Annotated in this window: 20 protein-coding genes; 17 read left to right on the forward strand and 3 right to left on the reverse strand. The window is 60.6% G+C overall.

Features of this window, described 5'->3' with window-relative positions; translation table 11 throughout:
• Window positions 1-4 precede the first annotated feature (4 nt).
• From tssE to tssB, 3 genes are read right to left on the reverse strand one after another with little or no spacing between them, the layout of a single operon-like run.
• Window positions 5-418 (reverse strand): type VI secretion system baseplate subunit TssE, encoded by a 414-nt coding sequence (gene tssE / locus BFP89_RS25840; RefSeq protein ID WP_065888273.1) that lies wholly within the window; start codon window positions 416-418, stop codon window positions 5-7.
• Window positions 419-1,897, reverse strand: a complete 1,479-nt coding sequence (tssC, locus tag BFP89_RS25845) for a type VI secretion system contractile sheath large subunit (protein ID WP_065888274.1) — start codon at window positions 1,895-1,897, stop codon at window positions 419-421.
• 30 nt (window positions 1,898-1,927) lie between these two features.
• Window positions 1,928-2,431, reverse strand: a complete 504-nt coding sequence (gene tssB / locus BFP89_RS25850) for a type VI secretion system contractile sheath small subunit (protein ID WP_065888275.1) — start codon at window positions 2,429-2,431, stop codon at window positions 1,928-1,930.
• Window positions 2,432-2,832: 401 nt separating this feature from the next.
• Between tssB and vasI the strand changes: the two genes are divergently transcribed.
• The 17 genes from vasI (at window position 2,833) to BFP89_RS25940 (ending at window position 25,222) form a co-directional block, all read left to right on the forward strand.
• Window positions 2,833-3,423 (forward strand): type VI secretion system-associated protein VasI, encoded by a 591-nt coding sequence (vasI, locus tag BFP89_RS25855; protein WP_083208160.1) that lies wholly within the window; start codon window positions 2,833-2,835, stop codon window positions 3,421-3,423.
• A complete protein-coding gene (gene tssA / locus BFP89_RS25860) occupies window positions 3,411-4,829 on the forward strand; it encodes a type VI secretion system protein TssA (protein WP_065888276.1) in 1,419 nt (472 codons plus the stop codon). Before vasI ends, tssA begins: the two co-directional genes overlap by 13 nt.
• A 4-nt stretch (window positions 4,830-4,833) precedes the next feature.
• Window positions 4,834-7,302, forward strand: coding sequence for a type VI secretion system Vgr family protein (locus BFP89_RS25865; protein ID WP_256097390.1), 2,469 nt, complete (start codon window positions 4,834-4,836; stop codon window positions 7,300-7,302).
• Window positions 7,303-7,348: 46 nt separating this feature from the next.
• Window positions 7,349-9,154 carry an esterase/lipase family protein gene (locus BFP89_RS25870; RefSeq protein ID WP_065888277.1) on the forward strand — a complete coding sequence of 602 codons (1,806 nt, stop codon included), beginning with the start codon at window positions 7,349-7,351 and terminating at the stop codon, window positions 9,152-9,154.
• On the forward strand, window positions 9,142-10,374 hold the full coding sequence (locus BFP89_RS25875) for a T6SS immunity protein Tli4 family protein (RefSeq protein ID WP_065888278.1): 1,233 nt from the start codon (window positions 9,142-9,144) through the stop codon (window positions 10,372-10,374). Before BFP89_RS25870 ends, BFP89_RS25875 begins: the two co-directional genes overlap by 13 nt.
• Before the next feature lie 88 nt (window positions 10,375-10,462).
• Complete coding sequence (gene tssM / locus BFP89_RS25880) at window positions 10,463-14,116, forward strand: type VI secretion system membrane subunit TssM (protein WP_065888279.1); 3,654 nt, start codon at window positions 10,463-10,465, stop codon at window positions 14,114-14,116.
• Window positions 14,117-14,168: 52 nt separating this feature from the next.
• Window positions 14,169-15,491, forward strand: a complete 1,323-nt coding sequence (locus BFP89_RS25885) for a hypothetical protein (RefSeq protein ID WP_065888280.1) — start codon at window positions 14,169-14,171, stop codon at window positions 15,489-15,491.
• Window positions 15,492-15,763: 272 nt separating this feature from the next.
• Window positions 15,764-16,258: a DUF2165 family protein gene (locus tag BFP89_RS25890; protein ID WP_065888281.1), complete on the forward strand. Its 495-nt coding sequence runs from the start codon at window positions 15,764-15,766 to the stop codon at window positions 16,256-16,258.
• A gap of 625 nt (window positions 16,259-16,883) precedes the next feature.
• Window positions 16,884-17,795: a methyl-accepting chemotaxis protein gene (locus tag BFP89_RS25900; RefSeq protein WP_370671238.1), complete on the forward strand. Its 912-nt coding sequence runs from the start codon at window positions 16,884-16,886 to the stop codon at window positions 17,793-17,795.
• Window positions 17,796-17,804: 9 nt separating this feature from the next.
• On the forward strand, window positions 17,805-18,173 hold the full coding sequence (locus BFP89_RS25905) for a response regulator (RefSeq protein WP_010446480.1): 369 nt from the start codon (window positions 17,805-17,807) through the stop codon (window positions 18,171-18,173).
• 22 nt (window positions 18,174-18,195) lie between these two features.
• Window positions 18,196-18,483, forward strand: a complete 288-nt coding sequence (locus tag BFP89_RS25910) for an STAS domain-containing protein (protein WP_065888283.1) — start codon at window positions 18,196-18,198, stop codon at window positions 18,481-18,483.
• Window positions 18,484-18,525: 42 nt separating this feature from the next.
• Complete coding sequence (locus BFP89_RS25915) at window positions 18,526-20,565, forward strand: chemotaxis protein CheA (protein ID WP_065888284.1); 2,040 nt, start codon at window positions 18,526-18,528, stop codon at window positions 20,563-20,565.
• Window positions 20,566-20,594: 29 nt separating this feature from the next.
• Window positions 20,595-22,253, forward strand: coding sequence for a methyl-accepting chemotaxis protein (locus BFP89_RS25920; RefSeq protein WP_065888285.1), 1,659 nt, complete (start codon window positions 20,595-20,597; stop codon window positions 22,251-22,253).
• Window positions 22,254-22,288: 35 nt separating this feature from the next.
• Window positions 22,289-22,828, forward strand: a complete 540-nt coding sequence (locus BFP89_RS25925; protein WP_065888286.1) for a chemotaxis protein CheW — start codon at window positions 22,289-22,291, stop codon at window positions 22,826-22,828.
• A gap of 9 nt (window positions 22,829-22,837) precedes the next feature.
• On the forward strand, window positions 22,838-23,647 hold the full coding sequence (locus BFP89_RS25930) for a CheR family methyltransferase (protein ID WP_065888287.1): 810 nt from the start codon (window positions 22,838-22,840) through the stop codon (window positions 23,645-23,647).
• Window positions 23,644-24,177 (forward strand): chemoreceptor glutamine deamidase CheD, encoded by a 534-nt coding sequence (gene cheD, locus BFP89_RS25935; RefSeq protein ID WP_065888288.1) that lies wholly within the window; start codon window positions 23,644-23,646, stop codon window positions 24,175-24,177. Before BFP89_RS25930 ends, cheD begins: the two co-directional genes overlap by 4 nt.
• Window positions 24,140-25,222 (forward strand): protein-glutamate methylesterase/protein-glutamine glutaminase, encoded by a 1,083-nt coding sequence (locus BFP89_RS25940; RefSeq protein ID WP_065888289.1) that lies wholly within the window; start codon window positions 24,140-24,142, stop codon window positions 25,220-25,222. Before cheD ends, BFP89_RS25940 begins: the two co-directional genes overlap by 38 nt.
• Window positions 25,223-25,712: the final 490 nt, after the last annotated feature.

Genomic DNA, 25,712 nt, shown 5'->3' on the forward strand with positions numbered 1-25,712 from the left:
ATCCTCATCGCACGCGGGTGTAGCCGTCGCGGCCGTGCATGGCCACCTCGATCTGCACCTGTTCTTCCTTGTGGTTGACCCGCACCTGACAATCCAGGCGAAAGTTCAGCTCCAGCGGCAGGTCCGGGTCGGGCTGAAAGCGCACGCCCGTGACCTTGATACGCGGTTCAAAGGCTTCCACCGAACGCCGGATATCGGCGCTGATGGCCACCACCAGATCGCTGCTGGTCTGGGTGACGCCGTTGAAATCGCGCAGGCCCAGTTCAGGGCTGCTTTGCGAGCAGCCCTGGCGTGAGTTGAGCACCTGTTCCAAGTGGCGTTTGATCGCCTCGACCCGCTGGCGCGCCTGTTCATCCGCGCTGCCGGGGCGGTAGCGCGGTGCGTCGGGTTCCAGGCGTTCGAACAGGCTGGCGCCCATTTACTGGGTGTCCAGCCGACCGACCAGTGAGATCTCGAAGTTGGCGCCCATGTACTTGAAGTGCGGGCGCACGGCCAACGACACCTGGTACCAGCCTGGATTGCCTTCCACGTCCTGCACCACGACTTTTGCGGCGCGCAAGGGGCGACGGCTGCGCACGTCGGAAGAAGGGTTTTCCTGGTCGGCGATGTACTGCTTGAGCCAGTCGTTCAGCTCGCGCTCCAGGTCCTGGCGTTCCTTCCAACTGCCGATCTGTTCGCGTTGCAGCACCTTGATGTAGTGGGCCAGGCGATTGACGATAAACAGGTACGGCAACTGGGTGCCGAGCTTGTAGTTGGTCTGGGCTTCCTGGCCTTCGCGGGTCTTGGGGAAGTTCTTCGGTTTTTGTACCGAGTTGGCGGAGAAGAACGCGGCGTTGTCGCTGTCCTTGCGCATGGTCAGCGGGATAAAACCGGCTTCGGCCAGCTCGAATTCCTTGCGGTCGGAGATCAGCACTTCGGTCGGAATCTTGGCCTGCAATTGGCCCAGGGATTCATACAGGTGCACCGGCAGGTCATCCACCGCGCCGCCGGATTGCGGGCCGATGATGTTCGGGCACCAGCGGTAGCGGGCGAAGCTGTCAGTGATACGCGAAGCCATCAGGAATGCAGTATTGCCCCACAGGTAATTGTCGTGGTTGCCGTCGACGGCTTCGTCGTAGCCGAAGCTGCGGGCCGAATTGTCTTCGGTGCTATAGGGCGTGCGCAGCAAAAAGCGCGGCAGGGTCAGTGCAAGGTGGCGGGCGTCTTCGGATTCGCGCAAGCCGCGCCATTTCGTGTGGCGGGGACCGTCGAAGATATCGCTGATTTCCTTGAGGTCGGGCAGACCCTGGAAGCCTTCCAGATTGAACAACTCGGGGCCCGCAGCCGACACAAACGGTGCATGGGACATGGCGCCGATGGAGGCTACATAGCTGAGCAACTTGATGTCCGGCGAGCTGGGACCAAAGGTGTAGTTGCCGACAATGGCGCCCACCGGCTCACCACCGAACTGGCCATAGCCGGCGGTGTAGACGTGCTTGTACAAGCCGCTGCGGGTGATGTCGCCGGCATTGTCGAAGTCGTCCAGCAGCTCCTCTTTGGTGACGTGCAGCATTTCCAGCTTGATGTTCTCGCGAAAGTCAGTGCGATCCACCAGCAGCTTCAGCCCGCGCCAGGCCGATTCCAGTTGCTGGAACTGCGGCTGATGCAGGATCACGTCCATCTGCTTACCCAAAGCGCGGTCGATTTCGGCAATCATCTGGTCGACGCGGTGCTTGTTGACCGGCTGCTGGTGATCGCCGCTTTGCAGGATTTCGCTGATGAACGCAGCCACACCTTGGCGGGCGACGGCGTAGCCTTCCTGAGACGGGCGAATGGTGGTGTTGGCCAACAGTTGATCGAGCAAGGACGGCTGTTCATCAATGACCAGCACTTGGGCGGCGGCACTTTCCCTGGGCATGAGGGCGACTCCATATGGATATAAAAGAGATCAGTTGTTCGGCGCGTCAAGCACCAGGTTCAGTTCACTGGCCAAGCGCTGGCGAGCGGTCTCATCGGTCAGCAGGTTTTGCAGGTGTTTGCGAAAGGCCGGGACATTGCCCATCGGGCCTTTGAGCGCGACCAGGGCTTCGCGTAACTCCAGCAACTTGTTCAGTTCGGGTACTTGTCGAGCGATGGCGTCAGGGCCGAAGTCATTAATGTTTTTGAATTGGAGCTGCACATTCAAGTCGGAGTCCTGATCGTTGTTCAATACCGACGGAACCGCCATGCCCAAGGCAACTTCGGCTTTGGTCAGGACTTGATTGAAGGTGTCTTTGTCTATTCGAATGGAAGGTCTGTCTTCAATGGCGCTTAGTTCACCGTGGCCTTTGAAGTCGCCCGTGATCAATAACTTCAGCGGTAACTCGACTTCAGCTTGTTGGTCGCCTGTGGCGGGTACGTATTTGATGTTGATGCGTTCTTTGGGTGCGACAGAACTTTGGTTGTTTGCCATGGGAAAAGTCCTTTTTTAAGGTGGTGCTATTAAAATCCGATGTCTCATAAAAAGTCATGTCAGACAAAGTCGATTCGTTTCGTGGTCCTTGGATGTAAGAAAATTCCATGTTTAAAGTGTTTGTTGCTATGAGGAAAATTCATACGCTGATTGGTTTTGTTATCTGAGGGGTGCGTCTGATATTTGAGGGTTTTGCAGAAAAATGAGGCCTCTGGCTTGCCTGATGGTTATTTATAAGTTCACGCTAAGTTGCTGTTTTCGATGATTGGTTTTCATTGCAATAGTAAAGGTTGAATTTAAATAAAAGCCGGGAGGCGTTGATGCGCGAAGGAAGGCAACGTTGGCGTTGGATCGGGGGCATATGTACGGCACTGGTTGCCCTGCAAGTGCAGGCAATGCCCATGGGGCAAGACTGCCCGGCGATTGTGTCGCCTCTCAAGCGCCTGGAGTGCTTCGACCTGGCCGTCGGCACGCCCATTCATCATCCGCCCGCGTCGCCACGGGCGCAGGGCCGGGTGCTGCCAATCGTTGATTTGGTGCAGCGCAATGAGGCCAAGCGTGCGCCCGAGGACCAGCGCTTCCTGTTGTCATCGTTTCCGGCGCCGGAGAACGATCAGTCACCACGACTGGTAATCTCGGCCCCGGCCTTGGGCGCACTGCCGCCCCGTCCTTATTTGGCCATCAGCTGCGAGTCGAAAATCTCGCGGCTGCAGCTGGTATTGGATGAGCCGGCCAAGCCCAACAAAATTCGCATTCAGCTGTTCAACGACGAACGTCCTGTGTCGGCAGCCTATCAGTGGCAGGTGCTGGACGATGCCGGCCTGGTAGTCGATGCCGGGCGCGGGCTGCAGGCTATTTCCCTGTTGCGCAACATGGGCGGTGGCCAGCGTTTGAGATTGGAGAGCGACTATTCGCGGCTGCACGGCCTGGTATTCGATGCCGAAGGGCTGGGCGAACTGATCGAGCAGGAGCGTCAGGCATGTCGTTGGTAATCGACGTTCCGGTCGATATCGTCGAGCGGCTGCTGATTCCAATCGGCGCCGATCAGCCTGCCGGGCATTTCGATGTTGAGGACGAGACCTACCAGTCCATTGACCAGGAGATGGTCAAGCTGGGCGGCTTGCGCGAGGGCGATATCGACTGGCCCTACATCGATGAAGCCTCCCGCGACTACCTGACGACCCAGTGCAAGCACTGGCGCATCGTGGGCCACTTGCAAGTAGCCTGGCTGCGTACGCGCCAGTGGGCGCGCTGGTCCGATGCCCTGGGGCTGGTCGCCGGCATGGTTGAACACTATTGGGACAATGCCTACCCCAAGCCCGGACCGACCGGCTACCTGAACAAGCGCAAGCAGGTGCAGCGGCTGCTCGAGGACTTGGGGCAGGCAATGCCGACCCTGGCGCGCAGCAGTTTTGAACCGGCCTATCAAGCTGCGGCGCAAAGGGCGCTGGCTCACCTGAAACAGTGCATCGACAGCGCCAAGCTCGACGCCGCAGCGCTGGACACGTTGCAACGGCAGTTGGACCAATACAGCGAGCCGGTGGTGACGAGCGCGCCGGTCCGTGCGCCCACCGTCAGCGGTGCTCTAGACGCGGCGTTTTTCAACAGCCCCAAATCACAAGCCCCGGGCAACGCGCGCGAACAACGTCGCGCCGTGTTGAACATGGCCGAGCAGATCAATCAGCAAGACCCCTATGACCCCACCGGCTACCAATTGCGACGCTTCGGCCTGTGGTCACATCTGCGCACCGCGCCTTCCATCACCCGCGACCGTCGCACCGAATTGACCGCTGTGCCCAGGGATATCGTCGACGGCTACCAGGACGCGCTGAACCACAACGCCATCGAGCCGAACCTGCTGCTGCGTATTGAAAAAAGCGTCTGCGCCTCGCCGTATTGGCTGCGCGGCAGCTACCTGGCCGCCCAGGTCGCCTCGCGTCTGGCGATGGAGGAGGCAGCCGGCGCCATCCGCCAGACCTGCGAGCGGTTTGTCTGCCGTTTGCCGGCCTTGCTGGAGTTGTGCTTCAGCGACGGCACGCCGTTCGTGGATGCGCAAACTCAGGCCTGGATCACCGGCGCCGATCAGGCGCAAACCAACGGCAGCCCGGTTCAGGAGTACGCCGGCCTGCGCGACGAACTGGCCAGCCGACTCGCCACCGAAGGCGTGGAAGTGGTGCTGCTGCGCCTGCAGGAACTGCACGCCAGCCAAGACGCCCCGCGCCAGCGCAGCTACGCCACGGTGATTGCCGCCGACTTGCTGGCCTCGCGCGGCCTGTCGTGGCTGGCGGATGACCTGTACGCCAACGTTGCGCGGCTGATGCGCGACACCACGGCGCGGGGCTGGGAGCCGGAGCTGTATCAGAAAGTGGCAGCTGTTATCAGTGAAGGTAAGGATTAGTCACATGCCCCGCCAAAGCGACCTGCGTTACACCTTTGTCCCCTTGAAAAACGACGCTTTCGAGGTGGTTTCATTCACGCTCGAAGAGGGGTTGTCCGAGCCTTTCAAGCTCACCCTGGAGCTGGCCAGTTTCGATGCCGCCATCGACTTCAATCGGGTGCTCGATCTGGCCGCGCTGTTTACCATTTGGCGCAACAACACCCCGGTGCGCTACGTCCACGGCTTGGTCAGCCTGTTCCAGCAGGGCGACACCGGCTTTCGCCGCACCCGCTACACCGCCGTGGTCGAACCGACCTTGAAGCGTTTCGATCTGCGTTCCAACTGGCGAATTTTTCAAAGCCAGACGGTTCCCGACATCATCACCAGCGTGCTCACCGAACAAAAGCTCACCGACATCCGCAGCGAAATCTGCTTCGAGCACCATCCCCGCGAATACTGCGTACAGGCCGGTGAAACCGACCTCGACTTCATCGCTCGCCTCGCCGCCGAAGAAGGCCTGCTCTACGCCTTCGAACACCGCGCCGACGGCCACACGCTCGTCCTCACCGACCGCGTTGGCGGGCTGGGCACCATCGGCACCCATACCGACTGTCCGGTGATCTACCAGCCCGTGGGTGGCGGCGACTCCATGGAACCGGCACTGAACAGCTTCCACTACACCGAACAGGTGCGCACCGCCCGCCAGGTACAGCGCGACTACACCTTCACCCATCCGCGCTACAACCAGCAGCACACCGCCACCGGCGACCAGGACCTGAACAACCAGCACAAGGATTACGAACGCTACGACTACCCCGGCCGCTACAAGCGCGATATCGCCGGCAAGCCCTTTACCAAGACGCGTCTTGCGGCCTTGCGCAACGACGCCAAACTGGCCCATCTGGAAGGCGACGATGAACGCCTGCAACCGGGATTGGCCTTCGATCTCAACGATCATCCCCGCGAGGACTTCAATGACCGCTGGCGCACCATCGCCATCTCCCACGAAGGCAAACAGCACGTCAGTTTGCAGGAAGAAGCCGTCGGCAGTGACCACGGCACATCTTATGAAATGACCGCCAGCGCCATTCGTTGGACGTCCGACTGGAAGGCGCCGCTGCGTGACAAACCCTGCATCGACGGCCCGCAGATCGCCACGGTGGTCGGCCCGCCAGGGGAAGAGATTTATTGCGATGAATGGGGCCGCGTCAAGGTGCAGTTCCCATGGGATCGTTCGGACAAAAACAACGACCAGAGTTCGTGTTGGATCCGTGTGGCTCAAGGCTGGGCCGGTGCGACCTGGGGCGCCATGGCTGTGCCACGGGTGAATCAGGAGCTGATTATCAGCTTCCTGGATGGCGATCCTGACCAGCCGATCGCCACGGGCCGGACCTATCGCGAGACCAATCTGCCGCCCTACGAGCTGCCTAAGCTCAGTGCTGTAGCCACGACCAAAAGTCGTGAATTAAAGGGTGCGCGAGCCAACGAGTTACGCATTGATGACACCCCTGCGCAAATCAGCGCGGCATTGATGAGTGATCACGAACACAGCGCCCTGCACCTGGGGTATCTCACTCATCCACGGCACTACGGCGGTGGTCAGCCGAGGGGTGAAGGTTTTGAATTGCGTACGGATGGTCACGGTGCATTACGCGCAGCCAAAGGTTTGTTGCTGAGCGCCGAAGCGCAACTGAAGGCCGGTGCAGGTCAGCTGGAGCGCCAGCAGATGATCGATGTGTTGCAAGCTGCCCTGACGTTGGTGAAACAGCTGGGATCATCTGCCGAGCATGCCAAAGCAATTACCCAGGATTCGCAGCCGCAAGAGTCCCTGACCGATGCAGTGAATATGTTGGGCCATGGTGCCAATGATCAGGCCAATGGTACCGGCAATGCCGTGCAACCCATCATCGCGTTGAGTGGGCCTGCCGGTATCGCTGCGGCGACGTCCCGCAGCATCGTCATGGGCGCAGGCGAGCATATCGACAGCGTTGCCCAGCAGAACCAGCAGCTTACTGCGGGTAAAAAAGTGGTGGTCACTGCGGGCGACGAAATCGGCCTGTTCGCCCTGGGTGGCGACATGCGCCATATCGCCCATAACGGCCAGTTGCTGTTACAGGCCCAGCACAAAAGCATCCAGGTGCAAGCGGATCAAAGCGTGGAAATCAGCGCCAGCCAGCAACACGTACTGGTGGCGGCAGACAAGCACATCACCCTGCTGTGCGGCGGGGCCTACATCAAGATGCAGGGCGGCCATATCGAGATGGGGATGCCCGGCAATTTCACGGTGAAGGCTGCGAACAAGTACTTCATCGACCCAAGCAATGCTGCAACGCAACTCAATAGCTGGCCCAGCACCTCGTTTAACGAACGCTTTCAACCCTTTTTTAACGGTCGACCCATGCGCAACCGTGCCTACGCCTTGATCCGCAAAGACGGCGCACGCCTCGAAGGCCGCACTGATGCGAAGGCTACGTCACCCTGCAACAGGGCATGACACTGGAAGGGTTGACATTGGAATGGCTTGAAAACGGAGACCCCACATGCCCGATAGCCCGACGACGCCCCGTGTCGCCCCCATGCACTACAACGCGCGGGGCAATCCCGTGCATACCTGGACCCTCACGCCCAGCCATATCACCGACCCGGTGCACTGCATATTGCCGCCGGACGGGGTATTGCCGGTGATTTTTGTGCCGGGGATTATGGGGTCGAATTTGAAGAGCAAGGCTGCCGAAGAGGAAGGCGGGCAGCAAGAGGAGGCTGGCGTACCCGTCTGGCGGCTTGATGCGGGATTCATGGGCAAGAATATGTGGTTGGCCATGAACTGGATCAACAAAAAGGCCGGTATACGACAAAAATTGCTGCACCCGGACAGGGTGGAGGTTGATAACGAAGGCGCAGTGCCTAAACGCTCTGCTGGCACAGTCATAGCGCAGTCGGGGCTGGACAGTAAAAGCACAACCGAGGCCCTGACCAAACGCTACAGGGAACGCGGCTGGGGCGAGGTCAGTGAGACCAGCTACCACGCATTTCTTCTGTGGCTGGAAGACACCCTGAACAGTGAGTTTTTGCCGCACAAATGGACGCAATTCGACATTCGGCCTGAGCACCTGCATAGCGTCGCTGTCGAGCCTGGACCGACTCATATCACCCTGTTAAAACCCGAAATCCCCATTGCCATGCCGGGATTGGGGCCCAGCCTGGCCAGTCAGTTACCGCCGGTTATCTCGGATGAGTTGTTGGCGCGCGGTGATTATCGAATGCCGGTGCATGCGTGTGGGTATAACTGGTTGGATTCCAACGAGCAGGCGGCGCTCAGGCTGGCCGAGCGCATTGAAGAGCTGATGCACCAATACGGTCGTAACTGTCAGCAGGTGATTCTGGTCACGCACTCCATGGGTGGGCTGGTAGCGAGGCGCTGTGCGCAACTGCCCGGCATGAGCGCCAAGATCGCCGGAGTGGTGCACGGCGTAATGCCCGCGACTGGGGCGCCAGTGGCGTATCGCCGTTGCAAGGTTGGCATGAGCGACGAAGACCCCATTGCCGGTGCGGTAATTGGCCCAAGCGGGCAGGAAGTCACTGCGGTGTTTGCGCAGGCGCCTGGTGCCTTGCAATTGCTGCCGACCCAGGATTACACGCCCGGTTGGCTTAGGCTGATCGACGACCGGGGCCTTTCGGCGATGCCGCGCCAACCCGTAAAAGACCCTTACGAAGAGATCTATTTACGTCGTGACCGCTGGTGGGAATTGTTGCGTGAGGAGTGGTTGGCGCCGGAAGATGGAGAACCAATCACGTGGAAGATATTCGCTGACAACATTAAGAAAGCAAAAAGCTTTCATCACGATATCAGCGGCTCCTATCACCCTCAAACCTACGTCTACTACGGCAGCGAAGACAAGCACCCCAGCTTCGACTCCATTACCTGGAAAATGCAGCGCGGGTCTCGCCTCAATGGTCCTTACGGCTCACACCCTGACAGCTTCACGGTGTCCAATCTCGAGATGCATCAGGTCAGGCATGATGGCCGCAGCCCTGTGTATGTCGGCGGCCACGAGCAATCCATCCCGCCCATGCGTGGCGATCCCGATGCGCCCGTCAAGACCGTGCAGACCAGCTATTGGGAGCTGCATTGCAAGATGCAGGACGGCTCTGGCGACGGCACCGTACCGGTCAGTTCGGGCAGCGCACCGATAAAACAGGCGCGCAACGGTGGGGTCCGCCAGCAAATCAAGGCGCCTGGGTTCGATCATGAGGCGTCCTACGCCAACCCGCTAACACAGCACTTCACCCTCTATTCAATCATCAAAATTGCGGCGAAAGCCAAGAGGCCATTATGCGTCGGCTGAGCATTCTTTTTGTCTGCCTGGTGCTGGGCTCTCTCGCCGGCTGTGCGGCCTTCAAACAACCCAGCGAACAGGAGAAACGTAACGTGAGCGAGATGACAAGCAACATGCGCACCTGGGCATTGGGACGCGGCTTGATTGATTTGCCGGCCAACTGGAGTGGCGGCGGCGACGTGAAGCTCTACTACGGGCTGGGCGCCGATCATTCGTCCGTTGAAGTGCGTGTGTTGGGAGAGGGAGTGACACAGGAGCGATTTGATGCCGCATTGAATGAGCGTGCGCATCGAATCGCGGCGATCAAAAACTATAAGCAATCTGATGTGCCCATGTTGGTTTCGGCAGTACGCATCTCACCGCAAAGTGTAACGCTGCAGTATTTCGAGAGCACCGAAGTCCCGGATACTTTCGTGCACGAGTTTCATCTGCTGGTTGGCGACGCCTACGTCCTGCTCCGTGCGTCATCCTATGACGGTGATACAGCTCCGGTTGAGGCGCGCCTGTTAAAACTGTCCAGGGAAATATTCAAAGTTGCACCCGAGAGCGCCGGTGCAGGCTTTGCACTGGGGCCGATTGTGATCCGAAGTCATCACGATCAGGAGATTGCCAACTTCCACTTTCGCCCGCCAGCTTCGGATGTTTCGCTGAACATCTACATCAACGCGCTCTCACCTGATGACGAAGAACGCTTGCACGTGCGCACCCAAAAAGACACGAAGATTTTTCTCGCCGGTGATTACGAAAATCTGCGCGCTGGAAAAATCACACTGGCCGACATGCAAGCTGAAGAGTCTTTGATTGGTTTCAGTGACGATACTCACCGTCAAATACTCTTTGTCAGCGAGAACTATCGAGACAACCCCTCCCTGAGCCGCCCTGGCGTGAGCATCCGGTTATCGGCGGGTGGGAAAAAACGCTCCGCCATTGATCCTGATAAACCAAGAGACCTCGTTCGCTGGACTCTCCCCGAATTTGCCAACAAAGGCTACAAACTGCCGCTTTGGCAGCTCCCAGCACCTGCAGAACCCGTCAACCCGTCCCTAACCGACTACGAAGCCATGGCCGTCTGGGACGCAATCCTCAAGTCCGTGCGCATCCGCTATGGCGCGGTGGTGCCCAAGCCGGATCCTTGGTTCAACCCCCGCGGGCCCACTGCCGAGGACGCTGCCGAAAGCAAGCGCATCCTCGATGAGTTCATTGCCAGCTTTGCGGAGCGAAAGCCATGACCATGGGAGGGGTGCTAACGAGTGCAAAGGGGATCATCTGCTTCCCGTCTATTGGAAACGAATATTACAAATACGCTAGGAGCACTTCATGAAAACGGTCTGGAGTTACCTCAAACGCTGGGGCGTGCCGGTGCTGCGTCAGTTCAACCAGGCGGTGCCAGTATTGGTGCTGCTGGGCGTGGTGTTTTTGTTGATCGCCATCTGGTGGCTGGGCCCGAAGTGGGCCTGGCGCGCGCATCAGCCGCTGAGTGAACTGGCAATGCGCGTGTCGGCCAGTGTCGTGGTGCTGGTGGTGCCGTTGCTGATCTGGGCGTGGCGGGTGCGTAATCGCTATCAGCGTTTGCAGGTTGAGCGTCAGCATGAGGCGGCGTTGCAGGCCGATCCTTGCCTACCTTATATCGAGGCGCAGGAGCGTGCGCTGGACCGCAGCTTGGGCAACCTGCTGAACAACATGGAGCGCCGGCGTTCGCTGTATCAGCTGCCGTGGTACCTGGTGCTGGGCGAGGAAAATGCAGGCAAAACCAGCCTGATCACCCGCTCCAATCAGAGCTTTTCACTGTCACATGTGACCAAGGCCGGGGTCAGGGCACACCAGGAGGAGCAACTGGCCTATCCGGTGGATTGGTGGATCGGCGACGAGGCGGTGTTGATCGACCCGCCAGGTGAGTTCCTCAGCCAGCCGGAGCCAACCGGTAACGATGCTGCGCAGCCGAGGGCCGTGCGGGGCAAGGTCAAACCGGTATTGCCCGCCGGCGCCCACCCGCGCCTTTGGCGACACTTGCTCGACTGGCTGACGCGCAACCGCAGCCGTCGAGCATTGAACGGTGTGGTGCTGGTGATCGATGTGCAGGCCTTGCTGGCGCAATGTCCCGAACAGCGCAAGACCCACGCCAACCTGCTGCGCACCCGCCTGTTTGAGCTGACGCGGCAATTGGGAACGCGCCTGCCGGTGTACGTGACGCTGAGCAAGTTCGACCTGCTGGAAGGCTTCGAAGAGTTCTTTGCCCGGTTGTCGCGCAGCGGCCGCGAAGACCTGCTGGGCTTCACCTTCAGCCTGGATGCGGTGGGTGATTTCGATGCCTGGCTGGCGGAGCTGACACGCCAATACCAGACCTTTGTCGACTGCCTGAGCGAGCAGGTTTTCAACAGCACCCGGGAGGCGCCCACGTTGGATGAGCGTGATCGCTTGCAGGCGCTGATGTATCAGATGGCGGGCTTGCGCACGGCACTGTTCGGCTTCCTCAGCGAAATGCTCGGCAGCGATCGTTTCACCACGCCGGCCTTGGTGCGCGGGCTGTATTTCTCCTCGGTGCTGCAGCAGGGCACCCTGAGCAACGCTTTCGTCAAAGAAGCGGGACAAGCCTATCAACTGCCGCCACCGCCACCCGAAGTCAAACCAGCTGGTGGCACGGCCATCTACTTTGCCCAGCAGCTGTTCCAGCGGGTGATCTACCCCGAAGCGGGTTTGGCGGGCGACAACATCAAGGTGGCCCGCAGCAAGCGGCGGCTGCTGATTGCCGGGTTCAGCGTCGCATCCCTGGGCTGTTTGGTCGTCATCGGCACCTGGCAGTTTTACTTCAATATCAATAGCGACAAGGCGGCCAGCGTGTTGGCCAAGAGTCAGGAGTTCAGTGAGCGGGACATCGACGCCAAGGTCGACCCCACCGGGCGCAACCTGTTGTTGCCCCTGGACCAGATCCGTGATGCGGTGCTGGTTTACGGCGACTACCGTGAAGCTTGGCCGTTGCTGTCGGATATGGGGTTGTACCAGGGGAGGGCGATTGGCCCTACCGTGGATGAAGCGTACCTGAATCTGCTGTCCAAACGCTTCCTGCCGGCGATTGCCAGCGGTGTGTTGGACGCCATCAATACCGCGCCTGCCGGCAGCAATCAACAACTGGCGGCCCTGCGCGTGTACCGCATGCTCGAAGAACGGCAAAACCGCCGCCCGGCCATCGTCGAAGAGTGGGTCGCCAAGCAATGGCAGCGTGCCTATCCAGGCCAGGGCCAGTTGCAGGCCGATCTGATGGGACACCTGGGCTACGCGCTCAAATACGCCGATGCCGATCTGCCGCACTACCGTGAACGCATTGCCCAGGTGCAACAGCAATTGCGCCAGTTGCCCATGGCCGAACGGGTCTATATGAGTCTGAAACAGGATGCCCTGGAGCGTTTGCATCGCCCGCTGGACCTGCGCAATGAGGTCGGCCCGGCGTTCGATATCGTCTACCGTCCACTGAACACCGATCAAGAGGGCAGCGGCCTGCAATTGCCGCCGCTGCTCACCGCAAAGGGCTTCAAGGACTACTTTGAACCCGGCACCGAGGGCATCATCGAACTGGCCATGATCGACCAGTGGGTGCTCGGCGAACGCCAACGCCTGGACTACTCCGACGAAGACCGCAAAGTGCTGACCCTGCGGATTCGTGCCTTGTACAGCGCCGACTACGTGGACAGCTGGCGGCGCGCACTGAATCAGTTCGCGGTCACCGACTTCGACGATCTCAGCCACGGCGTGGCGGTACTGGAACAAGTCACCGGCCCGGCCGCGCCATTGCGGCGCTTGCTGGAAACCCTGCGCGACAACAGCGTGATCTATCCGGCCGCGCCCTTGGCTGAAGGGCAAGCGCCGCTCAAGCTGGACAAGGTGCCGGAGGGGCAGCAACAGGCAGCAGGGATTCGGCGCGCATTCTCCAGCCTCTCAGAGTTGATCAGCCCACGGGGCGAGCAGCCGTCTTACTACGAAGCAACTCTGCGCTCGGTCAGTGCCGTCTACGACTACGCCAAAACCGTGCACGACAACCCAGACCCCGGCAAGGCGGCGCTGAAAACCGTACTCAACCGCTTCTCCCTGACCGGTGCCGACCCGATCGCCAACCTGCAACGTGTCGCCGTGGGCCTGCCTGAACCGTTGAACCAACACGTCAAAAAACTCGCCGACCAGACTTCTCAGGTGTTAGTCATTGCGGCTTTGCGCGAGCTGGAAAAGCGCTGGGACAGCGAAATCTACAGCTTCTACCGCGACCGCCTGGCCGGGCGCTACCCGTTCAAGGCAAGCGGCGAGGACGCCTCGCTGGAGGACTTCGAAGCCTTTTTCGGCCCACAAGGGCGCCTGCAACAGTTCCACGATCAGTACCTGAGCGTATTCCTCAAGGACAACCTCGACGCCCTGTATTCCGACAGCCTTGGCGGCTACCTGGTGCGCACCGATGTGTTGGAACAGCTGAAAAAAGTCGAACGCATCCGTGACACCTTCTTCAACCATCGCGGCCACCTGGCCGTGCAACTCACCATCGAACCCCTGGCCCTGAGCGCCACCCGCCTGAGCAGCATGCTCAGCGTCGACGGCCAACTGATCCCCTACCAGCACGGCGCGCCGCAACGCACGGGGCTGGTGTGGCCCAACAGCCTGGGCAACACCAATGGCAGCCAACTGACCCTGGTGCACAGCACCGGCAACACCGCCAGCATGAGTTATCGCGGGCCGTGGTCGTTGTTCCGGCTGCTCAGTCGCGGGCACCTCAATGGCCGTACCGACACCAGCGTGGACCTGACCTTTGCCGTTGCCGACGGGTTGATGCGTTATCGAATTGGCGCAGAGAAGGCCAACAACCCAATCACCCAACGCAGTTTTGAAGGGTTTGTGTTGCCCAGAACGCTGCTGGAGGAGCGTCAAACGAAGAGCGACTTAAACAAGGTTGTGGGTGTCGCCGCAACAGCTCTCAGCGATAAGCGCCCATAAGTCAGCGACGACTGGATACGAAATAAAACACACGCGAAACAGGACTGCTTACATGGCAATCAAGCTGCAAATATTGACCGAAGATCCTAAAGAAATTGAGTTGATCGAGCGTTACTGGGCTGTCGATGAGTCAGGGCAGTACCTTGAAAAAGTGAGTGCGCTGACGGACGTTATTGAAATGGCACCGGGCGTGACGCTTGCCAGCTTCATACGGCAACGTTGCAATGCATTTGATAACAATCAGGTCTGCCCCAGGTGCGCAGAACTGATCGAAATCAAAAATCGCTCCGAGGCTAAAAAGGTTCCTCAGCGTTCCACCAGGCTTTGTACGCTGTGTCAGAACGATCAGGACGCGATTGCGCTTGCGGCTGAAAAGGCGAAAGCCGCAGAACTTGAACGGCAGTTGGCCGAATACGTAGGCAGGCAGTCAACCCGCACGGTGGACTACTCCGCGCTACCGGATGCTCACGTGCTGCTTCTGCTGGCGTTGGACCGGGCCGTCACCCCGAGATTGACCAATGGCGGCTTCAGACTAGGTGATTGTCAAGGGCTTGCGCCTCGGTATGTCGGTGACTTCATGCTGCAATTGCGTGAGGCAGGACTTGTCCTTGATGACCCGAGTAAAGCACGTGCAGGTACCTACTATTGGGAGGGCGATGAGATTTGGGTATTGGGGGATCAGGTGGTCTATCGTTTGGCGCCAGATGCTGCATCAAGGCGTGCGGACGAAGTCATCCGTAGTCTTTCGGATAGGGTCTATACCGATGCTGACGGGCTTTTCAACCTGTGGCTTGATTACGCGGTCGCCGATGTCATGCGCTATTTGGGCACTGAGTGCGAACTCTATAACCATGATCTGTCGGAACAAGAGCTGGCAGACATTAAAAGTACGATGCGCGCGGCATTGCACACCTACAGCGTTTCACAGCTATGGTCGGTGGCCTGGAAGGTTGTCAGGGACGCCGCAAGTTTGGCGAATCGTGAGTACTACAACCGTCCTAAAGCCGCAGCAACCATTCCGGGGAAGATTCGGCGCAACTTGGAAAAGGTACAGCGCGAGTCGATTGAACTCAAAGCGTGGAGTCGCCCGGAGCAACACCCTGCGGGCACATTGGGGATGATGTTGGGCGAGATTTTGGGTGTTGATGAAAACACTTCTGGTCAGAGGGTCTCTTCCCTTATTGCCTGGCTCACAGGGCAGGCGTGTTCACCTGATATCGAAGCAGCGCTGGACGAGCCGATACGGGAATTGATGACCCTGGCGTTGTCCCACGACATCGGCGCCTCAGTGATGCTGCGGTTCGCAGAGATGATTCGTGCCGGTCATGACGTCGGTTTTGCCATTGAAGAAATTGGTGAAGCGCTTCGGTCGTAAAGCGGGCGAAAATAGAAGAAGCCGGCAGCAAGCTCCAGCCTGCATAGCGAGACGCCCAACGCAAACGGGCCAGCCGATGACTGCGGCTGGCGCGGGAGACATGTGGCGACTCCTGCGTATAAACCCATCACACAGCATCCGCTCGCTCCCCAACCTGTTTTGCCCACAGTCGATTCAGCAAATGCTCACATCATCAATAGACACCCCGTGGATTCTGCGGGCCGATGCAGGTGTAACGTGCTGAGCGTCTCGGGCATTTTCAGGAAATCAGCATGGTCACTCGTTACGCAAAGTTGGTCCTGGTCGCGATGTTGGCGGTCTTTGCCGCGCTGGCAGCATTCAATAACCTTACGGACTACACCTCAAATTTCAACTTCGTCCGGCACGTACTGAGCATGGACACCACCTTCCCCGGCAACGCCGCCATGTCACGCGCGATCAATACCCGGTGGTTATGGCACGGAGCCTATTGGGCAATCATTGCAGGCGAGGCGCTGACGGCCCTGTTGCTGGCTGTTGGCGGGTTGATGTTGTGGCGCGCCCGGCACAACTGCGCTCAGCAATTCAACCAAGCCAAGGTCTTCGCCATTGCGGGCCTCACCACGGGCCTGTTGGTGTGGTTCTTCGGCTTTATGGTGATTGGCGGCGAGTGGTTCTTGATGTGGCAGTCCCGGGAATGGAACGGCCAGGACGCAGCGTTCAAATTCTATGCAGCCATTTTAGGCGTGCTGGTGTTGCTCAATCAGCCGGATGCAGATTGCGATTGAAACGCGTCATGCCTGTATCGATGTGGGTATGCGCGTAATCGAGCACATCATTTGCGAACTGGCGGACGCGTTCACCTGGGAGCGTTATAAGCCCAATAGCAGTGTGTTCCCGCCGAACGCCAGGCAGCAGCACTGCTTGGAAGACACTTACGCCCTGGAGGCCACGCTGATTTGTTCAGCGCTCAGGGGCTCGGACGCCCGGGCCGGTCATCCAATGGTCATAAAACAGACGGAAGGCACATAAGGATTCTAAAGTTGAGAGGGAGTGGGCAGATAACCCCTATGTCGCCTATATCCGCAACACTGTTCAAGGATCGAACTCATGACCCAGCGTCAATCCGTCCGCATTACCCTTCCTGGTCATCCGCGTTTTTGCTGGTTTGCTCTTATCCCGGTAGTGCCTGCCGTGGTGTGGTTGCTGGTGCAATCAGCCTCCACGGCCAACCTGGTGGCGTGTGCGGTACTGGTGCTGATTGGTCTCGGTGCCTGTGCCTGGAGCACCGGTTCACAGCGCAAGGCGGTGTTGCGCACGACGTCGCGGGCCCAGGCGGATCAGTCAACGGTGGACGCGGCGCACAACGGCATGGCTTCTCGCGCGCAGCTCGATGAAGTGTTGCTGGGCGCCATGCCGATCTGGGCCAAGCAGGTGGAAAGCTCGCGGCATCAGACTGAAGAGGCGATTGTAAGCCTGGCCAACCGTTTTACCGGGATCGCCACGCGATTGCAGGACACGGTACAGGCCTCGCAGCAGGCTGCCGGCGAACTGGACGGGCAGTCGGCCGATGGCGCGCTGGAGGTGCTGGCGCGCAGTGACAGCGAGCTGAGCCAGGTGATCAACTCGCTCAAGGCCACTCAGACCAGCCGAGACCAGACCCTGGCCCAGGTCCGCAGCCTCACCGCCTATACCAAGGAACTGCGCGCCATGGCCGCCGACGTGGCGGCGATTGCCGCGCAGACCAACCTGCTGGCCCTTAACGCAGCCATCGAGGCGGCGCGTGCCGGTGAGGCAGGGCGCGGCTTTGCGGTGGTGGCCGATGCGGTGCGCAGCCTGTCGAACAAATCCAGTGAAACCGGCCAGCAGATGTCGGCCAAGGTCGACATCATCAATAACGCCATCACGCAATTGGTGCAGGCCGCATCCAGCAGTGCCGACCAGGACAGCCACTCGGTGGCCGAGTCGGAAAACAGCATTCAACGCGTGCTCGAGCGCTTCCAGAACATCACCGGGCGCCTGGCCGACTCTGCCGACCTGCTCAAGCAGGAAAGCTACGGCATCCGTGATGAGATGACCGAAGTGCTGGTCAGCCTGCAATTCCAGGACCGGGTCAGCCAGATCCTCAGCCACGTGCGGGACAACATGCAGGCCTTGCATGACCACCTCCTGCAAGCCAGCCAGGCGCCGGACCAGGCGGTGGGCGTCGATGCCCGGCAGTGGCTCGCGCGCATGGAAGCCACCTATGCCACCGACGAGCAACGGCGCCTCCATCACGGAGCGGCGGCCGCGCAGCAGAACTCTCAAGACATCACCTTCTTTTAGGAGCACATCATGGCAAAGAATGTATTAGTGGTCGACGACTCCAGCAGCGTGCGGCAAGTGGTCGGCATTGCCTTGAAAAGCGCCGGCTACGACGTCATCGAGGCCAGCGACGGCAAGGATGCCCTGAGCAAGCTCACCGGGCAGAAAGTGCACTTGATCATCAGCGACGTGAACATGCCCAACATGGACGGCATCACCTTCGTCAAGGAGGTCAAGAAGCTGGCCAATTACAAGTTCACCCCGATCATCATGCTGACCACCGAGTCCCAGGAATCGAAGAAGGCCGAGGGCCAGGCCGCCGGTGCCAAGGCATGGGTGGTCAAGCCGTTCCAGCCGGCGCAGATGTTGGCGGCAGTGTCTAAACTGATCCTGCCTTGATCCCGGCGCCAGGGAGGCTCCCATGCCTATTACCACTGAAACCGTCGACGATACTGCCTGCGTGCGCATCGACGGCGAGCTGACCATCTACACCGTAGCGGAACTGGCGGCTGCGCTGCTGCCCCGGATCGGCGCGACTCCCCGCCTGGAGCTGGATCTGTCGCAGGTCACGGAGATGGATGGCGCCGGTTTGCAGTTGCTCGCAGTGGTCCAGCGTGAGGCGGGCGTTGCCGGTACGGCCTTGAGTGTGACCGGCCAAAGCCAGGCGGTCATGCACGCACTGCAACTGTGCCGTAGCGCAGGCTTGTAGTCGCCACTTCCCATGTTTTTTTGATCGACAAGGACAGTCCAGGTGAGCATCAATCTCGATCAGGCACAGCAGACATTCATCGTTGAGGCACGCGAGCTGTTGCAGGCCATGGAGCAATCCCTGCTGCAATTGGAAAGCGAGCCCGGCGACCAGGATGCCATCGGCGCGATTTTCCGCGCCGCACACACCATCAAGGGTTCGGCGGGCCTTTTCGGTCTGGCGTCGATCGTGGGGTTCACGCATATCGTCGAAGACGTGCTTGACCGCCTGCGCGAAGGCAAGGTGGCGGTGGACGCCGCGTTGATCGCGCTGCTGCTCAAATGCGGCGACCACATGCTCGAACTGGTCGAAGTGGTCGCCAACCGCGGTGAGGCGCCGACGCCCGCAGCGCTGGAGCGCGGTGAGGCATTGCGCGAGGCACTGAGTGCCTATCAGCCGATGCGAACCGCCGCTGCCGACGTCGAAACCGCAGAGGTGGCCGACGACGCGGCGGTCGACATGCTCTGGCACCTCTCCCTGCGCTTCGGCGTGGACGTGTTCCGTAACGGCATGGACCCGCTGTCGTTTTTGCGCTACCTCGAGACCCTGGGTCAGGTGCTGCAGGTCACCACCCTGACCGACAGCATCCCGCCCATGGACCGCTGGGACCCGGAAAGCTGCTACCTGGGGTTCGAGATCGACCTGCGTTCGACGGCCAGTCACGCCACCCTCAACGAAGTGTTCGACTTTGTGCGTGACGACTGCGAGGTGCACATCAGTGCAGTCGACGAAGCGCCCGGCAGCACGGCGGTCGCCGCCGGCGACCAAGTGACCCAGGCGGAGCAAGGCCTTGTGGCGGCGACACCGCAGCGTTCTGCGCCAGCCAGCGAGGCGAAACCCCGCGACGGCAATTACGTGCGGGTCAACGCCGACAAGCTCGACGAGCTGATCAACCTGGTCGGCGAACTGGTGATCGCCAGTGCCGGCTCAAGCCTGCTGGCCCGCTCCTGTAACAACGACCCTTTGCAAGAGGCGACCTCGACGGTATCGGCGCTGGTGGAAGAAATCCTCGATGGCGCCCTGCACCTGCGCATGATCCCCATTGGTGACACGTTCAACCGTTTTCGCCGTGTGGTGCGCGATATCAGCCAGGAGTTGGGCAAGGACATCGAACTGAGCATCAGCGGTGCGGACACCGAGCTGGACAAGACCGTGGTCGAGAAAATCGGCGACCCGCTGATGCACCTGCTGCGCAACGCCATGGACCATGGTATCGAAAGCGCCGAGGCGCGACAGGCGGCCGGCAAGCCGACCAAGGGCCATTTGAGCCTCAATGCCTACCATGACTCCGGGAGCATCGTCATTGAAATCGCCGACGACGGCGCCGGGCTCAACCGCGAACGCATCCTGCAAAAGGCCCAGGAACGCGGGCTGGTGGCCAGCGGCGCGGTGCTCACCGACCAGGAGATCTACAACCTGATCTTCGAAGCGGGTTTCTCCACCGCCGAGGCGGTGACCAACCTGTCCGGGCGGGGCGTCGGCATGGACGTGGTCAAGCGCAACATCACCTTGTTACGCGGCACCGTCGACCTGGACAGCCGCCCCGGCGAGGGCACGGTGGTGCGCATCCGCTTGCCGCTGACCCTGGCGATCATCAATGGGTTCCTGGTTGGCATCGACCAATCCACCTATGTGATTCCCCTGGACATGGTCCAGGAATGTATCGAACTGGATGAACGCCAGCGCCAGTCCAGCCGCGACGACGGCTATCTGGACCTGCGTGGCGAGGTCTTGCCGCTGGTGGACCTGCGTGAACACTTCAGCCACGAAGGGCCGGCCGCACGGCGCCAGAACGTGGTGGTGGTGCGCTACGCCGAGCACAAGGCCGGGCTGGTGGTGGATGACCTGCTCGGTGAGTTCCAGACCGTGATCAAACCGTTGGGCAAGCTGTTCGGCGCACTGCGCGGCATCAGCGGCTCGACCATATTGGGCAGCGGCGCGGTGGCCCTGATCCTGGATGTACCGGCACTGCTCAACCAACTCGTACAACTGGAAGCCCGCACGCCACAGGCGCCTCAATCGCCGCCGGTCGTCGCTCGCTGACGCATAAGCAATTCCATGGAGGTTCCCCGATGAAATGGTTCTACGATCTTAAAATTTCCACCAAGTTGATCAGCTCGTTCCTGGTGGTCCTGGCGCTCACTGCGGCCATGGGCGGCTTCGCCATCCTCCAGCTCGGGGCCGTCAACCAGGCGGCCCAGGACATCAGGGGCAATTGGATGCCTTCCATGCGCGCAGCGGCCGGCATGCGTTTTTTTGCCGCCAACTATCGCCTGAAAGAAAACCGCCACCTCGCGACCGATATTGCAGAGGAAAAGGCCCAGGCCGAACGTGAAGCCGTCGACGCGCGTGAACAGTTCCAAACCCGCATGGGCACCTACGAGCAGTTGCTGTCGAACGACGAAGATCGCCAACTGCTGGCCAGCGTGAAAAGTGCGTGGGACGCGTACCTGGCGAGCAGCAAGCAAGTGCTCGAGTTTTCCCGGCAGAACCAGGAAGTCCAGGCACGTGGTTTGCTCAGGGGAGAGTCCAAGGGGCATTTCGATGAGGTAACCAGCCGCCTGCAGAAAATGATCGAGATCAATGATGCCGGTGCGACGGTTGCGGGTGACAAGGGCTCGGCGCTGTATGAAAACGCACGCCTGTCGATCAGCGCGGTACTGGTCGCGGCCTTGTTGATCGGCCTGGGCCTGGCGGTATTCATCGCCCGGATTATTTCCCGCCCGTTGAGGCAGGCCGCAACCGCCGCCGAACAATTGGCCGAAGGCAACCTCAACGCCCACATCGAGCCGGGTGCCAAGGATGAAACCGGCATGGTGCTCAACGCCATGCGCAACATGGTCGGCAAGCTGGCGCATATCATCGGCGAAGTGCGTAACGCCGCCGACAACCTTGCCAGCGCCTCCGAACAGGTCAGCGCCACGGCGCAATCGATGAGCCAGGCCACCAGTGAACAGGCCGCCAGTGTCGAGGAAACCAGCGCCTCGGTGGAGCAGATGAGCGCCAGCATCAACCAGAACACCGAGAATGCCAAGGTCACCGATGGCATGGCCAGCAAGGCCGCCAAGGAAGCCACCGAAGGCGGCGAATCGGTACAGCAGACCGTGGTGGCGATGAAGAAAATCGCCCAACGCATCAGCATCATCGATGACATCGCCTACCAGACCAATCTGCTCGCCCTCAATGCCGCCATCGAGGCCGCTCGGGCCGGCGAGCACGGCAAGGGCTTCGCCGTGGTGGCCGCCGAAGTGCGCAAGCTGGCCGAGCGCAGCCAGGTCGCGGCCCAGGAAATCGGCGAGCTGTCGTCCAGCAGCGTGGACATGGCCGAGAAGGCCGGCAAGCTGCTTGACGAAATGGTGCCGTCCATCAACAAAACGTCCGACCTTGTGCAGGAAATCAGCGCCGCCTCCGAAGAACAGGCCGCCGGAGTCGGGCAGATCAACACCGCGATGACCCAGCTCAACCAGGTGACCCAGCAAAATGCGTCGAGCAGCGAGGAACTGGCGGCCACGGCCGAAGAAATGAGCAGCCAGGCCGAGCAATTGCAGCAAGCCATGAGCTTCTTCGTGCTCGATTCAACGCCAAAGGCTGCGGTTCAAAGCAGCGGCGTCGACAGCCCCGGCAGCAAGCCCAGCCGTCAGCCGCCGCGCCCGAAACCACAGGCACCGCGCAAGGCTTTCGCCTACAACATGGCCGGCGCACCTGACGAATCGGACTTCACCCGCTTCTGATCCCACGATCGATACGGGCCTACAAGGAGAGTGACATGGGCGCAGTGATGACGACTCGGCATACCGCGGTTGCGGTGGATGAGGACGCGCAATACCTGACCTTCATGCTTGGCGGAGAAATGTTCGCCATCGGCATTCTGGGCATCAAGGAAATTATCGAATACGGCAGCCTGACCGTGGTGCCGATGATGCCGGCGTTCGTGCGCGGGGTGATCAACCTGCGCGGCGCGGTGGTGCCGGTGGTGGACTTGTCGGCGCGCTTCGGGCGGGCCAACTCGGCCATCACCCGGCGCTCCTGCGTGGTCATCATCGAGGCGAATACCGACGACGGCCGGCCCCAGGATATCGGCTTGCTGGTCGACACCGTGTCCGCCGTGCAGGAGATCCCGGCCGCGCAGATCGAGCCGCCGCCCAGTTTCGGCGCGCGGATTCGCGCCGATTTCATCGGCGGCATGGCCAAGGTCGACGGCAAGTTCGTGATTGTGCTGGAGGTGGACAAGGTGCTGTCCATCGATGAGATGTCCAGCCTCGCCGAGGACGGCCAGGCGGCGGCCCTCGACCTCGATCCGCGTTGAGTCCCGACCATGCCAGATACCGCCTCCATCGACGATCGTGAATTCGGCCAGTTCCAGAGCTGGCTGTACCGCGCGGCCGGCATCAACCTGTCGCCGGCCAAGAAAGCCTTGGTGGCCGGGCGCCTGTTCAAGCGCCTCAAACACTACGAGCTGCACAGCTACGGCGAGTACTTCAAGCTGATCATGAGTGACCAACGCAAGGGCGAGCTGCAGGTTGCGCTGGATTTGCTGACCACCAACGAAACCTATTTCTTTCGCGAGCCCAAGCACTTCGATTTCCTGCGCCAGCAGGTGCTGCCCCGGGCCGCGCCGGGCAAGGTATTTCGCGTGTGGAGCGCGGCAAGTTCCTCGGGCGAAGAACCCTACAGCCTGGCGATGACCCTGGCCGAGGGCCTGGGCACCACGCCTTGGGAAGTGATCGGCTCGGACATCAGCACCCAGGTGCTGGCCAAGGCGCGCAACGGCCACTACGCCATGGAACGCGCCGCGACGCTGCCCCAGCCGCTGCTGACCAAGTACTGCCTCAAGGGCATCGGCCGCCAGGAGGGCACCTTCCTGATCGACAAGGCCTTGCGCAACCGTGTCAATTTTGTGCAGGTCAACCTGAACGAAGCGCTGCCGGCCCTGGGCGAGTTCGAGGTGATCTTCCTGCGCAACGTGATGATCTATTTCGACCAGCAGACCAAGAGCCAGGTGGTCGCGCGTCTGTTGCCGCTGCTCAGGCCCGGCGGTTATTTCATCATCAGCCACTCGGAAAGCCTCAACGGTGTCAACGACACCTTGAAGCTGGTGGCGCCGTCGATTTACCGCAAGCCATGAAAAAACCAGTCGGAGTGAGCGAAGTGGTGTTGGCGCCTGGCCAGGTCAGCTTTGCGACGCGGCCGACGCGCCTGCGCACCTTGCTCGGTTCCTGCGTGGCGATCACCTTTTGGCACCCGCAACGGCGGATCGGCGGCATGTGTCATTTCATGCTGCCGGGGCGCCTGCGCAACCATCAGCCCCTGGACGGCCGCTATGGCGACGAAGCCATGGAACTGCTGTTGCGCCACGCCCAGGCCAATGGCACGGGGGCACAGGATTACCAGGTCAAATTGTTCGGCGGCGGCGAGATGTTTCCCGATCACCAGCGCCGCCTGCCGACGCACGACGTGGCCAGCCTGAATATTCGCGCGGCGCTGGCCCTGGCCGAGCGCTATCAATTGCACCTGACGGCCCAGGACATGGGCAGTACCGGTTACCGCACGATCATGTTCGACCTGTGGAACGGCAACGTCTGGGTCCGGCACCAACCTATGGGAACACTTCAACAAGATGCCTACCAAAAAAATCAGTGTGCTGCTGGTCGATGACTCGGCCGTGGTGCGCCAGGTACTGCTGGCGATTCTCGCTGACACGCCGGATATCCATGTGATGGGGGCCGCCTCCGACCCGATTTTCGCCATGGACAAACTCGCCCGGGAATGGCCGGATGTGATCGTGCTGGATGTAGAAATGCCGCGCATGGACGGCATTACCTTTCTCAGGAAAATCATGAGCGAGCGGCCGACACCGGTGGTGATCTGCTCGTCGCTGACCCAGAAAGGCGCGGAAACCTCCCTGCAGGCGCTGGCAGCGGGTGCCGTGGAAATCATTACCAAGCCCACGACCGGCCTGAAGAGTTTTCTGATCGAATCGGCGGCCGAGTTGGTGGCGGCGATCCGTGCCGCGGCTAACGCCAACGTCAGGAACCTGGGAAAGCGCAGCGTCAGCGTGACGCCCTTACCGGCACCGGCCGGCAAGCTCAGTGCGGATGCAATCCTGCCCGCCGCCAATGGCCAGGCCATGGCGCACACCACCGAACGTATTGTCGCCATCGGCACCTCCACCGGTGGCACCCAGGCGCTGGAGGCGGTGCTGACGGCACTGCCGCGGGTGTGCCCGGGTATGGTGATCGTGCAGCACATGCCGGAAAAATTCACCGCCTCGTTTGCCGAGCGTCTCAACAGCGTCTGCGAGATCGAGGTGCGCGAAGCGCGCAACAATGACCGTATCCTGCCCGGGCTGGCCCTGATTGCCCCAGGCGGCAAGCACCTGATGGTCACCCGCAGCGGCGCCTATTACCACGCTCAGGTCATCGACGGGCCGCTGGTCAACCGGCACCGGCCTTCGGTGGATGTGCTGTTTCGTTCGGTGGCCAGGTTCGCCGGCAGGAACGCTACGGGCATCATCATGACCGGTATGGGCGACGACGGCGCGCGCGGGCTCAAGGAGATGCTTGATGCCGGCGCCGCCACGGTGGCCCAGGACGAGGCCAGTTGTGTGGTGTTCGGCATGCCCAAGGAGGCGATCAAGCTCAATGCCGCCCAGCGCATCATGGCGTTGGGGGATATTCATCGGGCGATTTTGCATAAGTGAACGTGAGTTCCAGGCTGCCTTGATCGTCCGTGGCACCCTGGGTGTCTACGCAACTTTGGTGCGACGCTGGGTGAGGGAGCAGCCTATGACTATTTACTGATGCTCCACAATCCAAATGTGGGAGGGGCCTTGCTCCCGATGAGGGCCTCAGAGCCGACCAGGATTTTGTGTCAATCCTGGCTCAAATGTGGGAGGGGGCTTGCCCCCGATGGCGGCCTCATAGCCGACCAGGATTTTGTGTCGATCCCGGTCCAAATGTGGGAGGGGGCTTGCCCCCGATGACGGCCTCAGGGCCGACCGGGATTTTGTGTCAATCCTGGCCCAACTGTGGGAGGGGGCTTGCTCCCGATGGCGGCCTCAGAGCCGACCAGGATTTTGTGTCGATCCCGGTTCAACTGTGGGAGGGGGCTTGCCCCCGATGGCGGCCTCTGGGCCGACCAGGATGCTGGATTGGACCGAGTACATATCCGTTTCTGCGGTAACGGCTGCT

Source organism: Pseudomonas sp. 31 R 17 (genome assembly GCF_900004915.1).
Taxonomy (GTDB): domain Bacteria; phylum Pseudomonadota; class Gammaproteobacteria; order Pseudomonadales; family Pseudomonadaceae; genus Aquipseudomonas; species Aquipseudomonas orientalis_A.

What these genes read in the sequence shown, in the direction of transcription:
- vasI (WP_083208160.1), top strand. Translation starts at nt 2,833, where the DNA reads ATGGGGCAAGACTGCCCGGCGATTGTGTCGCCTCTCAAGCGCCTGGAG.
- BFP89_RS25920 (WP_065888285.1), top strand. Translation starts at nt 20,595, where the DNA reads ATGAAATGGTTCTACGATCTTAAAATTTCCACCAAGTTGATCAGCTCG.
- BFP89_RS25865 (WP_256097390.1), top strand. Translation starts at nt 4,834, where the DNA reads ATGCCCCGCCAAAGCGACCTGCGTTACACCTTTGTCCCCTTGAAAAAC.
- BFP89_RS25875 (WP_065888278.1), top strand. Translation starts at nt 9,142, where the DNA reads ATGCGTCGGCTGAGCATTCTTTTTGTCTGCCTGGTGCTGGGCTCTCTC.
- BFP89_RS25870 (WP_065888277.1), top strand. Translation starts at nt 7,349, where the DNA reads ATGCCCGATAGCCCGACGACGCCCCGTGTCGCCCCCATGCACTACAAC.
- BFP89_RS25930 (WP_065888287.1), top strand. Translation starts at nt 22,838, where the DNA reads ATGCCAGATACCGCCTCCATCGACGATCGTGAATTCGGCCAGTTCCAG.
- tssE (WP_065888273.1), bottom strand. Translation starts at nt 418, where the DNA reads ATGGGCGCCAGCCTGTTCGAACGCCTGGAACCCGACGCACCGCGCTAC.
- cheD (WP_065888288.1), top strand. Translation starts at nt 23,644, where the DNA reads ATGAAAAAACCAGTCGGAGTGAGCGAAGTGGTGTTGGCGCCTGGCCAG.
- BFP89_RS25940 (WP_065888289.1), top strand. Translation starts at nt 24,140, where the DNA reads ATGCCTACCAAAAAAATCAGTGTGCTGCTGGTCGATGACTCGGCCGTG.
- BFP89_RS25885 (WP_065888280.1), top strand. Translation starts at nt 14,169, where the DNA reads ATGGCAATCAAGCTGCAAATATTGACCGAAGATCCTAAAGAAATTGAG.
- BFP89_RS25905 (WP_010446480.1), top strand. Translation starts at nt 17,805, where the DNA reads ATGGCAAAGAATGTATTAGTGGTCGACGACTCCAGCAGCGTGCGGCAA.
- tssA (WP_065888276.1), top strand. Translation starts at nt 3,411, where the DNA reads ATGTCGTTGGTAATCGACGTTCCGGTCGATATCGTCGAGCGGCTGCTG.
- tssM (WP_065888279.1), top strand. Translation starts at nt 10,463, where the DNA reads ATGAAAACGGTCTGGAGTTACCTCAAACGCTGGGGCGTGCCGGTGCTG.
- BFP89_RS25925 (WP_065888286.1), top strand. Translation starts at nt 22,289, where the DNA reads ATGGGCGCAGTGATGACGACTCGGCATACCGCGGTTGCGGTGGATGAG.
- tssB (WP_065888275.1), bottom strand. Translation starts at nt 2,431, where the DNA reads ATGGCAAACAACCAAAGTTCTGTCGCACCCAAAGAACGCATCAACATC.
- BFP89_RS25900 (WP_370671238.1), top strand. Translation starts at nt 16,884, where the DNA reads ATGCCGATCTGGGCCAAGCAGGTGGAAAGCTCGCGGCATCAGACTGAA.
- BFP89_RS25890 (WP_065888281.1), top strand. Translation starts at nt 15,764, where the DNA reads ATGGTCACTCGTTACGCAAAGTTGGTCCTGGTCGCGATGTTGGCGGTC.
- tssC (WP_065888274.1), bottom strand. Translation starts at nt 1,897, where the DNA reads ATGCCCAGGGAAAGTGCCGCCGCCCAAGTGCTGGTCATTGATGAACAG.
- BFP89_RS25910 (WP_065888283.1), top strand. Translation starts at nt 18,196, where the DNA reads ATGCCTATTACCACTGAAACCGTCGACGATACTGCCTGCGTGCGCATC.